At 71.6% G+C, this 10,881-nt stretch carries 13 protein-coding genes; 6 read left to right on the top strand and 7 right to left on the bottom strand.

Going from position 1 to position 10,881, the window contains the following annotated elements:
- Positions 1-89 precede the first annotated feature (89 nt).
- A complete protein-coding gene (locus tag AB0I28_RS02165; protein ID WP_357488838.1) occupies positions 90-1,139 on the top strand; it encodes a glucose 1-dehydrogenase in 1,050 nt (349 codons plus the stop codon).
- A gap of 2 nt (positions 1,140-1,141) precedes the next feature.
- Here the strand turns inward: AB0I28_RS02165 and AB0I28_RS02160 are convergent, their stop codons facing one another.
- On the bottom strand, positions 1,142-2,101 hold the full coding sequence (locus AB0I28_RS02160) for a Gfo/Idh/MocA family oxidoreductase (RefSeq protein ID WP_357488837.1): 960 nt from the start codon (positions 2,099-2,101) through the stop codon (positions 1,142-1,144).
- A 123-nt stretch (positions 2,102-2,224) separates the two neighbouring features.
- Here AB0I28_RS02160 and AB0I28_RS02155 point away from each other — a divergent pair, with 123 nt between their 5' ends.
- Complete coding sequence (locus AB0I28_RS02155; RefSeq protein WP_357488836.1) at positions 2,225-2,524, top strand: hypothetical protein; 300 nt, start codon at positions 2,225-2,227, stop codon at positions 2,522-2,524.
- A 54-nt stretch (positions 2,525-2,578) separates the two neighbouring features.
- Here AB0I28_RS02155 and AB0I28_RS02150 read toward each other — a convergent pair whose 3' ends face one another.
- Positions 2,579-2,953 carry an STAS domain-containing protein gene (locus AB0I28_RS02150; RefSeq protein WP_357488835.1) on the bottom strand — a complete coding sequence of 125 codons (375 nt, stop codon included), beginning with the start codon at positions 2,951-2,953 and terminating at the stop codon, positions 2,579-2,581.
- 206 nt (positions 2,954-3,159) lie between these two features.
- Here AB0I28_RS02150 and AB0I28_RS02145 point away from each other — a divergent pair, with 206 nt between their 5' ends.
- Positions 3,160-4,326: a DUF4132 domain-containing protein gene (locus AB0I28_RS02145; RefSeq protein ID WP_357488834.1), complete on the top strand. Its 1,167-nt coding sequence runs from the start codon at positions 3,160-3,162 to the stop codon at positions 4,324-4,326.
- Between the two features lie 56 nt (positions 4,327-4,382).
- On the opposite strand, the gene AB0I28_RS02140 is transcribed toward AB0I28_RS02145, so the two are convergent.
- From AB0I28_RS02140 to AB0I28_RS02125, 4 genes are all read right to left on the bottom strand, one after another.
- Positions 4,383-5,990: a carboxylesterase family protein gene (locus AB0I28_RS02140; RefSeq protein ID WP_357488833.1), complete on the bottom strand. Its 1,608-nt coding sequence runs from the start codon at positions 5,988-5,990 to the stop codon at positions 4,383-4,385.
- Entirely contained in the window at positions 5,990-6,565 is a 576-nt protein-coding gene (locus AB0I28_RS02135) for a TetR/AcrR family transcriptional regulator (protein WP_357488832.1), read from the bottom strand. The genes AB0I28_RS02140 and AB0I28_RS02135 overlap by 1 nt, the downstream gene beginning before the upstream one ends.
- A 103-nt stretch (positions 6,566-6,668) precedes the next feature.
- Entirely contained in the window at positions 6,669-7,061 is a 393-nt protein-coding gene (locus tag AB0I28_RS02130; RefSeq protein WP_357488831.1) for an orotidine 5'-phosphate decarboxylase / HUMPS family protein, read from the bottom strand.
- Between the two features lie 60 nt (positions 7,062-7,121).
- Positions 7,122-7,382, bottom strand: coding sequence for a hypothetical protein (locus AB0I28_RS02125; RefSeq protein ID WP_357488830.1), 261 nt, complete (start codon positions 7,380-7,382; stop codon positions 7,122-7,124).
- A 7-nt stretch (positions 7,383-7,389) separates the two neighbouring features.
- Here AB0I28_RS02125 and AB0I28_RS02120 point away from each other — a divergent pair, with 7 nt between their 5' ends.
- The 3 genes from AB0I28_RS02120 to AB0I28_RS02110 all read left to right on the top strand — a co-directional run bounded on the left by AB0I28_RS02120 (position 7,390) and on the right by AB0I28_RS02110 (position 10,194).
- Positions 7,390-7,620: a hypothetical protein gene (locus tag AB0I28_RS02120; RefSeq protein ID WP_357488829.1), complete on the top strand. Its 231-nt coding sequence runs from the start codon at positions 7,390-7,392 to the stop codon at positions 7,618-7,620.
- A 145-nt stretch (positions 7,621-7,765) separates the two neighbouring features.
- Positions 7,766-8,941, top strand: coding sequence for an AAA family ATPase (locus AB0I28_RS02115; protein WP_357488828.1), 1,176 nt, complete (start codon positions 7,766-7,768; stop codon positions 8,939-8,941).
- Positions 8,941-10,194, top strand: coding sequence for a hypothetical protein (locus AB0I28_RS02110; protein ID WP_357488827.1), 1,254 nt, complete (start codon positions 8,941-8,943; stop codon positions 10,192-10,194). Before AB0I28_RS02115 ends, AB0I28_RS02110 begins: the two co-directional genes overlap by 1 nt.
- Positions 10,195-10,246: 52 nt before the next feature.
- On the opposite strand, the gene AB0I28_RS02105 is transcribed toward AB0I28_RS02110, so the two are convergent.
- Positions 10,247-10,783, bottom strand: a complete 537-nt coding sequence (locus AB0I28_RS02105) for a hypothetical protein (protein WP_357488826.1) — start codon at positions 10,781-10,783, stop codon at positions 10,247-10,249.
- Positions 10,784-10,881 lie beyond the last annotated feature (98 nt).

Genomic DNA, 10,881 nt, shown 5'->3' with positions numbered 1-10,881 from the left:
GCCCGGGCGGGAGTCTCAGGGCGATGGGGCGATAGCGGCCCGCTTCCCTCCGGTGGGATCTATCGTGATTTTGACGGAGGGGGTCGTCGATGCGTGCGCTGACGATGGAACCGCTGAAGGCGGGGGCCGTGCGGGTGAGCGAGGTCCCCGATCCAGTGGCCGGCGAGGGTGAACTTCTGGTCCGCGGGCTGGCCGTGGGGGTGTGCGGCACGGACCGCGAGATCATCGCGGGGGACTACGGCTGGGCGCCGCCCGGCCGGGAGCTGCTGGTGCTGGGCCACGAGTCGCTGGGGCGGGTGGTCTCGGCGCCGGACGGTTCGGGCTTCGCGGCGGGCGATCTGGTGGCGGGGGTGGTCAGGCGTCCCGACCCGGAGCCGTGCGGCGCGTGCGCGCGGGGTCATTTCGACATGTGCCGCAACGGGAAGTACACCGAGCGCGGGATCAAGGAGATCGACGGCTACGCCAGCGAACTGTGGACGGTGGAGGCCGACTACGCCGTCACCGTCGACGCGCGGCTGGAGTCGGTCGGAATGCTCATCGAGCCGGCGTCGGTGCTGGCGAAGGCCTGGGATCAGATCGAGCGGGTAGGCGCGCGGTCGTGGTTCGAGCCGCGCAGGCTGCTGGTGACCGGCGCGGGTCCGATCGGGCTGCTCGGCGCGCTCATGGGCGTACAGCGCGGTCTCGACGTGCACGTCGTCGACCTCGCCAAGGACGGCCCGAAGCCCGAGGCGGTGGCGGCGCTGGGCGCGACGTATCACAGTGAGCCGGCCGCCGAGGTGGCCGAGCGGCTCGCCGCCGACGTGGTCATCGAGGCCACCGGTGTCGGGCAGGTCGTGTTCGACGCGATGCGGCACACCGCGGCCTACGGGATCGTGTGCCTGACCGGTGTCTCGACAGGGGGCCACACCATCGGCGTCGACGCCGGGGCGGTCAACCGGGAGATCGTGCTGGAGAACGACGTGATCATCGGGACGGTCAACGCCAACGTCGGGCACTACGAGGCGGCGGCGTCGTCGCTGCTGGCCGCCGACCTGCCGTGGCTGGAGCGGCTGATCACGCGACGGGTTCCGCTGGAGGACTTCGCCGAGGCGCTCGAAGGGCGCCCCGGCGACATCAAGGTCGTGCTCTCGCTGGATTGACCTCAGGCGTTGTGGAAGGCCTCCACGACGCGCTGCACCCGCCGGCCGGCGTCGAAATCGGCCAGGTTGACGTGGCCGCCGCCGCGCACGGCGCGCGCGAACGCGGCCAGGCGGGTGGGCTCGCCGCCGGGTTCGCCGGTGAGCGCGACGGGCTCCCAGTCGCCGCCTTCGGAGACGAGGAGCCTGCTCCAGCCCTGGAGCATGTACGAGCGGCGGCTGCCCCACAGGACCCACTCGTAGGTCTCGGGGCCGGCGAGGCCGGAGAAGGCCGACAGGTGCACGGGCACACCCCCGGCGACGAGGTGGCCGCGCGCGGCGGTCTCGGCGGCGCCCTCGGCGTAGTCGAGGCTCACCGCGACCGGCTCGATCGGACCGAGGAGGCGGTCGGTGAGGTAGGCGAAATGGGAGAAGACCTCGCGCACGAAGCCGCCCTGGGCGCGGCCGTCGAGCCACCGCGCGTCGGCCTGGAAGTCGCGCGGCCAGGCCGGGAAGCGCAGGCGCACGTCGACGCCGACGACGTCGCCGGCCTCACCGGCGCCGAGCGCGCGTTCGATCTCCAGGACGGCGGCCCGGTCGGAGAGGGCGAAGTTGACCGCGCAGGCGACCCCGGCCTCCTCTGCTGCGGCGAGCATGGCGCGGCCGTCGGCCTCGCTGATGGCGAGGGGTTTCTCGCAGAACACGGCGAGTCCCCGGCGCAGCGCCGCCACGGCGAGTTCGGCGTGGAAAGCCGGCGGGGTGGCGATGTACACGGCGTCCACGTCGTCGGAGGCGACCACCGCCGCGGGGTCGGTGGTGAAGACGACGCCGGGGTCGGTCGCACGGTGGCGGTCGACGGTGGCGGGGTCTAGATCGGCGGCGGCGGTGACCGTGAGGTCGGCGTGGTCGCGCGCGGAGGCGAGGACGTGGCCGCCCATGGCACCCAGCCCGATGACGCCGAGGCGGATCTTCCGGTTGTCTGACACGCGGTCAGCTTCGCCGACGCCGCCCGTGCTGTCGACATGGCGTCCGACACAGGGCCACCGGACCACTGATACGTGCGGCCAGGACGATCCCGGGCAGACCCGCGCGGGCTTGAGACGACGGCCATGCTCTCGGTGATCCTCGCCTGTGACGACCCGCTGAGACCCGAGCTCGGCGGCGCCCAGATCATGCTGGGCGCCGCCGGTCCCGACTTTCTTCCCGACGCGGCGCGGCCCGATCGAGGGGCCGGCGCCAAGATCTGCATTCGGCTGCCCGCCGCGCTCGACATCGACCGGATCCGCACGCGGCACGCCGACGCGGGAGCGGTCACCACCGAGCCGGCCGACCGGGAATGGGGCGAGCGGGTCTTCCAGGCGCGAATAGAGGGGTACCGGTTCATGATCGCTCAGGAACCGGAGGGGTGAGGGGATGAGGCTCGCGGTCTTGCGGGTGCCCCACGGGCACCCACCGGGCAAGCCTCAGAGAGGGCTGGTGTCCTTCGCCTGGCAGGCGAGTTCGACCGAGTCGAAGAGGGGCAGGGCGCGGGCGAGGCCGTTCGTGGTGATCAGGCGGGTGACCTGTTCTTGAGGGGATGCGATGCGCAGTGAACCGCCGTGCGGCCAGAGGCCTTTGGCGGCCCGGATGAGCATGCCGAGGCCGGTGGAGTCGCAGAAGGCCACATCGGACATGTCGAGGACGGCGGTGTGGCCCGGCGAGGCGGACACCAGGTTGGCGAACTCCGCCTCCTGGGCTCCGGCGACCAGAAGATCGAGCTCGCCGGACAGGCGGAAGACACGGCAGTCCGGCCGGTCTGAGCTCTCGATGGAGAGCCCTGTTGGAAAGGTTTGCGGCACCCTCCAACGTTACGCGCGGGAGGGCTCCGGCGGCGCGCTCGGTCGCCGGTGATCAGGGCGATGACGAGGGCATGGACACCGGTGGTGTGTCGGATGTCGGTCAGCGTGCGGGCGGGCGCACCGAGGCCCTCCCGCGCCGGCGTCGTGGAGTCGGCGAGCGTCCCGGGCGTGTCGTCCGGTGGCGCCCGTCGGACAGAATCACGGTCATGACTCTTCCCGCCTGGGCGCCCTCGGACACGGGCGAGTGGGGCACCGCCGTCCGCGAACTGATCGCCGCGGCCGGGTCCCCACATGTCGACGTGCTCGGTGCGCATCTGGCGACGCTTCCGGACAACCTCACCAAGCGCCGGGAGATCAAGAAGGCGTGGTCGCGCGCAACCGTGGCGCTGCTCGGTCCCGGCGTCGACGGTTTCGTCCTCGACGCGGTCGCCGCCTTCGCCGAAGCGGGCGGAATCTCCCAGCCGATGGCCGGGACGCAGAACCGGGACCTGGCGATCGCCTTCGTCGCCGCAGCGGGGGCCGGCCGGATCGCCGGAGCGGCGCCGGTCCTGCTCCGCCTGGCCAGGCGGGCCGCCTCGATCCCCGGCACGGGACGGATGACCCGCGACGACGGGATCGCAGCGGCGGCGTTCTACGCGCTGGCCGACCTCGACTCGCCCGAAGGACTCGACGCGCTGTGCGAACTGCGCCGCGACCTCGACTACGTCATCCTCAACGAACGCGTCACCGAGGTCCTCCGCCAGGCCGCCGAGGCTCTCGGGGTCGCCGAGGACGACTGGCTGGAGCGGGCGATCCCCGCCTGGGGCCTGGGACCCGACGCGGTGGGCACGATCGGCCCGAGCGGCGAGGGCACGATCTACGGCAACGCCCCCTACCGCGCCGAGATCGCCGTCGTCGACTTCCGGACGGTCACGCTGACCTGGCGCGACGACGACGGCCTCGTCGCGACCACCCGGCACCCGTTCCCCTCACCGACCGGATTCAAGCGCCGTTTCGGTTCCCACCACACCGAGAGCACCCAGCGCGCGGCCAAGCGCGTCCTCGCCGAACTCGCCGCCGAACGCCGGCGCCTATCGCGCCTGTCCCCCACCAAGAGCTGGAAGTACGACGAGTGGTCGCGGCTCTACCTCTCCCACCCCATCACCGGTACCGTCGCGCGGGCGGCGATCTGGGAGTTCACCGACGCCGACGGCCGCCTGGTCCCCGCCGTCCCGAGTACCGAGGGCGAGTTCGCGGCGCTGACCGCACCGCCGGTCGAACCGGTCGCCGTACGGCTCTGGAACGGCGCCGGCACGGGCACCGACGAGCGGGAGCGGTGGCGGAAGTACCTGGCGGGCGCGGGGATCGAGACGGCGCTGGGGCAGCTGGGGTGAGTGCGGGCGGTGCCGCACTCGCCCTCCGGCGAGCGCGGCACCGATGTACCCCACCCTCACACCCCGAGGTCCTCCCAGAAGGCCAGGCGGTGCTCCGCGGCGTAGTCGACCGGTGCGATGCCGTCGGAACCGGGCGCCAGTGAGAGCACCTGGCGGCCGTCGGCGTAGGGCCGCCAGGCCGGGGCGCCTTCGGTGTTCGGGTCGCCGGTGCGGGCGAAGCGGGTCCAGTACCCGATCATCGCCTCGGAGAGTTCGCGCTGGTCGGGGCGCAGCTGTTCGGTGAACTCGGGGCTGCGGAACAGGTAGCTGATGTCGGCGTTGTGGTAGGCGCCCGACGGGAGGTCCTCGGGGAAGGGGAACTCCTCGGGCGGCTCCTGGTCGGCGAACTCGAAGAAGTACAGCGGCCGGTGGGCCGCGATGAGCCGGTTCTGCCGCTGGATGTTCATCGCCCACATGCGGTCGGTCATGACGGCGGAGTAGGCGAGACCGGCGTTGCCGTCGTAGTCGGTCAGCGGGTACTGCCCGGCGACGGCCTTCCAGTCGTCGCCGAACGCCTGCCGCAGGGCCGGTTCGTACTCCGGCTCGGTCATCGGAAAGCCGCTGAGGGCACGGATGGCGACGAAGGTGCGGTGCTCGTCGCGGGTGGCCCCGGCCATGACCGGGACGTCGGCGAAGTCGCCGGCGGCCAGGGAGGTCTCGGGCAGGACGGGGAGTTCGGCGTTGCCGAAGGCGTAGGTCTGGAAGATGTTCATGACCTGTGGGTAGGCCAGCAGTTCCTCGACTCCCTTCGCGCGCAGGCAGGCCATGGCGTCGGTGCCCTCGCCGCAGCCGAGTTCGGCGGCGACCATGGCACCCGTCGCGAGGTTCTCCTCGGAGGTCTTCCAGCCGAAGTGCTCGATCGCGCCGAGCTGCGGGTAGAGGGCGCCGGCGGGGGCGTCCAAGGTGGCGAAGCCGCTGTGCATGATCGCCTTGTGGAACAGGCCCCGCGAGGCCGGGGCGATCATGTGCGCGGCGGTCGCGGTCGCACCGAACGAGACACCGAAGAGGGTGACGTTGGCGGGGTCCCCGCCGAAGGCGCCGATGTTGTCCTGGACCCAGCGCAGCGCGGCGCGCTGGTCCTGGAGGCCGATGGTGCCCGAGTCGGGCAGGTCGGGGTGCCCGAAGGCCCCGAAGACGCCCATGCGGTAGTTGAGGGTCACCACGGCGACCTCTCCCGAGGCGGCGAGCCGCCGGGCGTCGAAGACGTCCCCGGAGCCGATGCTGCCGTTGCCGTGGATCCACACCATGACGGGCAGCGGCTCGCCGGGTGTCGCGTCCCGAGGGGCGGTGACGTTGAGGAACAGGCAGTCCTCGTCGACACTGCCCTCGCCCCCGTAGGGAGTGGGCAGCTGCGGGCACGGGCTCCCCGGCCGCGTGGCGTCACGGACCCCCTCCCAGGCCGCAGGCTTCGTGGGCGGCGCCCAGCGCAGGTCACCGACCGGCGGTGCCGCGTACGGGATTCCCTGGAACACCCGGTTCTCGGCCTCGACGGAGCCCTTGACCTCGCCGTACTCGGTGCGTACCACCGCGCCGTCGTCCATTCCGTCGCCTCCCAGTGTGTAAGCGCTCGTGCCGGTCACCAGCAGTGCCGCGGCCACCGTGACCGCGATCAGCCTTCGTCTCATCACCGCTCCCTTCGTGTCGCCAGTTCGACGACCTTGACCAGCTCTCCGGCGCAGGCCGCCGGGTCGAAGCCGGGTTCGCGCGCGACGCGGGCGATGACGCCGTTGCGCAGCGACAGGACGAAGCCCGCCATCACGTCGGCGTCGAAGTCGCGGAAGTCACCCGCGCGCTGCCCCTCGACGAGCAGCGCGGCGAGTTTGGCGCGGTCGGAGGCGGCCAGATCGCCGGCGCCTTCGGCCGCCGCGGCCGACGCCTCCTGGACGCGCAGCATCGCGACCAGCCGCGCGCGGTGCTCGCGCATGTAGTCGAGGCTGGCCGCGAGGAAGGTCCGCAAGCCGCCGGCGGGGGTGCCGTCGTCGCCGCGCGCGAGTACATAGGCGGTGAAGTCGGCGGTGACGGTGGCGACGACCTCGTCGAGGAGGTCCTGGCGGCCGGCGAAGTGGTAGGAGATCAGGCCGGTGCTCGACAGCCCCGCGCGCCGGGCGATGCGCGAGAAGGACGCCTTCGGCAGGTCGTCCTCGGCGATCGTGTCGATGGCGGCGGCCACGATCTGGGCGCGCCTCGCCTGCTCCGTCATGGAGGGAGCGGACCTGGCGCGAGATTTTGCTTGCATGAGCTAAATTTAGCATGCATGAGCAAAATCTTGCGCGACAGAACCCACGACATGGCATTCCAGCTGGTCAGACGGCTATCGCCGCCCGCCGCTCGCGCATGACCGCCACCGGGTCGGCGGCCTTGCTGACTCCTCGGCCGAGGATCACGTGCGAGGCTCCCGACCGCAGCGCCGCCGCCGGGGTACCCGTACGGGCGTGATCACTCGTCGGATCCCCGAAGCTCACGCCCGGCGTCACGATCAGAGCCTCGGGCCCCAGGAGAGCACGCAGCGGGCCGGCCTCGGCGGGCGAGGCCACGACGCCGTCGCAGCCGCTGTCCCGGGCGAGCACGGCCGGCCGTTCGACCTGCTCGTCAACGGTCCCGTCGATCCCGACGCACGCCAGGTCGGTCTCGGTCATGCTCGTCACGTGTTCCACCAGGGACTCCGCGTCGCGCGCATCGTCGAAGTCGAGGGCCACGATGATCGGATCGTCGGTGTTCCCAAGCCTTGATTGTGCGTCATCGGGTGCCGCTCAAGATCAGAGGTAGGAGACGGTGAGCACGGCGGTGTCGCCCTGCACGCTGACGATCAGGATCTCCACGCCCTCGAAGTCCGGCGCGTCGCCGGATTCGCAGTAGGAGCCGCCACCGTTGAGGCCCAGCGCGACCCGGCAGCCGACCGGTGCCGAGGCGCCGCCGGAGGAGCCGCCCTGACTGAACGTGAAGTCCACGTTCTGTCCGTCGATCGCCGCGACGGTCAGGGAACGCAGGCCGGCCTCGCCGTCGAAGAGGATGTCCACGGGCGGGGTGACCGTGACGGTGCAGGAGCCGTCGCGGCATGCGCTCAGGCTCTCGCCGTCGGAGGCGGGCGGCGGGCTGCTCGAAGGCGCCGAGGGAGACGGTGACCCCGAGGCGGAGGGCGCGGCGCCCGCCTCGACCGTGGCCCGGGACGGCGTACAAGCTGTGAGGGCTGTGAGGGCGAGCAAGACGACGGCGTACCGCTTCATGTTGTTTTCTCCCTCGATGCGGCTGTCGTAACGATAACGGAGTGGTCTCGGCCGATCAACGCGATAGCCCGGCCGAGGTCGCTGGCGCGGATCGGCCAGAATGACGGCGGCGGAGATCGTCCGCCGCAGTGCGGGACGTTGCCCCACTGTCACCGCACGCGGTTGGAGGGCAGGACATGGCGGACGACGACTTCCTCGAGGTGATCGAGTCCGAGGTGCGCCGGGACCCGCGCAATCTCGCGCTGCGGGAGGACTTCATCATGCTGCTGCTGGAGGCGGACCCGGCTCGCGCCGCCGCCGAGCTGACCGCCTTCGAATCCGGCGGGGGCGACCCCGCCCGCGCACGGGTCCTGCGTGCGCGCGTCCTGGCCGCGCGGCTGCGCGGTGGCGCCACGGAACCTCCGAGCGAGCCCGCGCCGATCCCCACCCCCTCCGACGGTAACCTCGCCAAGGAGCCCGACGTGCCCGGTGTGTGGGACGCCGAACGCCCGAAAGTGACGCTGGCCGACGTCGCCGGCCTCTCCGAGGTCAAGCAGCACCTCAACACCACGTTCCTCGCCCCGCTGCGCAATCCGGAGCTGGCGGCGGCGTTCGGCCAGACGCCCGGCGGCTCCCTGCTCATGTACGGCCCGCCCGGTTGCGGCAAGACCTTCATCGCGCGGGCGATCGCCGGGGACCTCGGGGCGTCCTTCATTCACGTCACCCTCGCCGAGCTGCTCAGCAAGTGGATCGGTGACAGCGAGAAGGCGATCCGCAGCGTGTTCCGCTACGCGCGGGCCGCCGCGCCCTGCGTGATCTTCTTCGACGAGTTCGACGCCCTCGGCGGCCGGCGTACATCCGGTAGCGTCGGAGCGCAGTCGATGCGGCTGATCGTGACGCAGCTGCTCGAGGAACTCGACGGTGTGTCGAGCGTCAACGAAGGCGTCTACTTCCTGGCCGCGACGAACCGGCCGTGGGACATCGATCCGGCGCTGCGGCGTCCCGGCCGCATCGACAAGACGGTCCTCGTGCTGCCCCCGGACGCGGTCGCGCGCACCGCGATCCTCAAGGGCGACCTGGAGGGCAAGCCGGCCGACGGCGTCGACCTCAACCAGGTGGCCACGGCGACCGAGGGGTTCTCCGGCGCCGACATCGCCCACGTGGTGAAGGTCGCGCTGCAGCAGGCGCTCACCGCGTCTATGGCGGCGGGCTCCATCGTGCCGGTGACGACCGAGGCGCTGCTCACCGTGGCGCGCGGGGTCACACCGTCGACGGCGTCGTGGTTCGACCAGGTGGCGCCGGTGCTGGAGTACGGCGCCGACGACGGCACCTTCGAGCAACTGCGCGCCTACCGGGTGAAGCGGGGCATGTGATGAGCGAGGTCGACTACGTCGAGCGCGATGTCCGGCTGGGCTGGGCCCTCTATGAAGCCCAGCCCACCAACCCCGAGATCGCCAGGATCGCGCTGCGCGTCCTCGCCGAGCATCCGTCGCTCAGCGGCATGCGGATCCTCCTGGCGAAGCATCGGTACCGGTGCGGCGAGGTCGCCGAGGCACGCGAGATCCTGCAGGCCGTCGTCGGCCTGCGTGACGAGCGCTCCCTGGGCGCGGCCCGCGAACTCGTCAGCCTCGAACAACATCAGGAGGACCACACCGAGGCGCTGCGCTGGTCTCGGTACGTGCTGCGGGAGGAGCAGGACCGCTGGCACGACTGGATGGACCTCGGCGGGCTGACCGCCCTGACCGGAGAGTTCGAGGAGGGCTGGAAACTGCTCGACGACGCGGTGGCGATGTGCGCGCGTACCGACGCCGACTCGCTGCCGCTCGCGCTGGTGCGCCGCGCGTTGTTCCTGCTGCGGAGCCTGGCGCCCCCGGAGCGCTTCGGCCCCGCCGCGGAGGAGGCCGTGCGGGCCGATCCGTCCAGCGAGTTCATCGCCATTCCGCTCATCTGGGCGTATCTGCACCAGGGTCGCTTCACCGACGCCGAGGAACTGGCGCTGCGACTGCTGCGCCTGGACCCCACCGACGAGTCCCTCGCGGTCCCTCTCACGATGATCCGCAACCTGCGGGCGACGCTCGCCGAGGAGGGACAGACCCTTGACGACCTGCACCGCGCCGGAGTGTTCGAGCGCCTGTGGTCGGAGCTGCGCGACGAGCGCCTGGGCGTGGACCTGGCCTCGGCCCTGAGCGCGCTCGACGGCGTGATGCCCGCCGAGTTGCGGGCCGTCCTGCGACCGCCCGCCGACGAGGAGACGGCGCAGGAGGGCAACCTGAACGCCGAGATCGCGATGTGGCACGCGGGGCAGGCTCCCGGCGCAGGGAGGGCTTGGGGGCTGCCGGGTGACTTCCGGCTGATGTCATCCGAGGAGGTCGCCGCGATGGACGCTGCGATCGAGGCCGACCCGGCGTCGTACCCGCAATGGCGCAACGAGGAAGTGAGCGACAACTACAGCCAGGTGATGACCGACGACGCCGGCGGCTATCTCATCGAGCTGATGACCGGCCGGGTCGTCATCCGCCGGTCCGGCGCCGAGGACGAACCGGTGGCGGAGAGCCTCGCCGCGTGGTTCTGGGACCGGGTGGCGGCGTTCGGCGGGCACAACCCGCGTCCGCACGCCTCGTCGTAGCCGGGCGTCGCGCGGCCGTGGATCTCCGTCCGCTCCACCGGCGACGCGGCCGTCAGTGCGGCACGGTCCACTTCCACCAGGGGTAGTGGTACTCGCCTTCCTCGATCTCGTAGCGCTGTCCGCAGTCGGCGCACTCGCAGATGCGTTTGGGGCGTCCGTAGTAGAAGCCCTCGACCACCTCGACGATCCGTACGTGCCCGTAGGCGACCTCCTTCCTGGGCTCGTAGAACACGTGGTCGGTATAGGCCGCGCACAGGCACCGGCCCTTGCCGAAGAGCCGGATCCGATCGAGCGCGTGCGTGAGGTTCTCGCCGTTGGACATCAGGGCGCCGCCGAGATCGACGTCGTCCGTCGCCCGGTCGATCACCGGCAGGGCCGCCGCCAGCGGCTCCAGCACCTTCGGGTCGCGCGTCTTGAAGACCTCCCAGACGGCGTGCAGGACCCTGCGCCTGTCCTTCGACAGGAAGTCGTCGAGGAGAGTCGGCGCCGGCGGTTTCTCCTCCGCACCGGCTTCGTCAACCCTCGCGTCGGCGCGGCGAGCTCGGCGTTCTCGCGGGTCCACACCGCGGTGGGGGTCGTCGGTTTCCATCGCGGAGCTCCTGTGTCGAGACGGTTCGAGCTGACCTCGGGGCCGGCCGAAACGGGCTCCAGAGCCCACGGCAAGAGGATCGCACGCCCGGCGGACAT

The organism is Phytomonospora sp. NPDC050363, assembly GCF_040655735.1.
In the GTDB taxonomy this organism is placed as follows: Bacteria; Actinomycetota; Actinomycetes; order Mycobacteriales; family Micromonosporaceae; genus Phytomonospora.
Note: the sequence above shows the minus strand (reverse complement) of the source record. Positions and strands in the feature narration are given on the sequence as shown.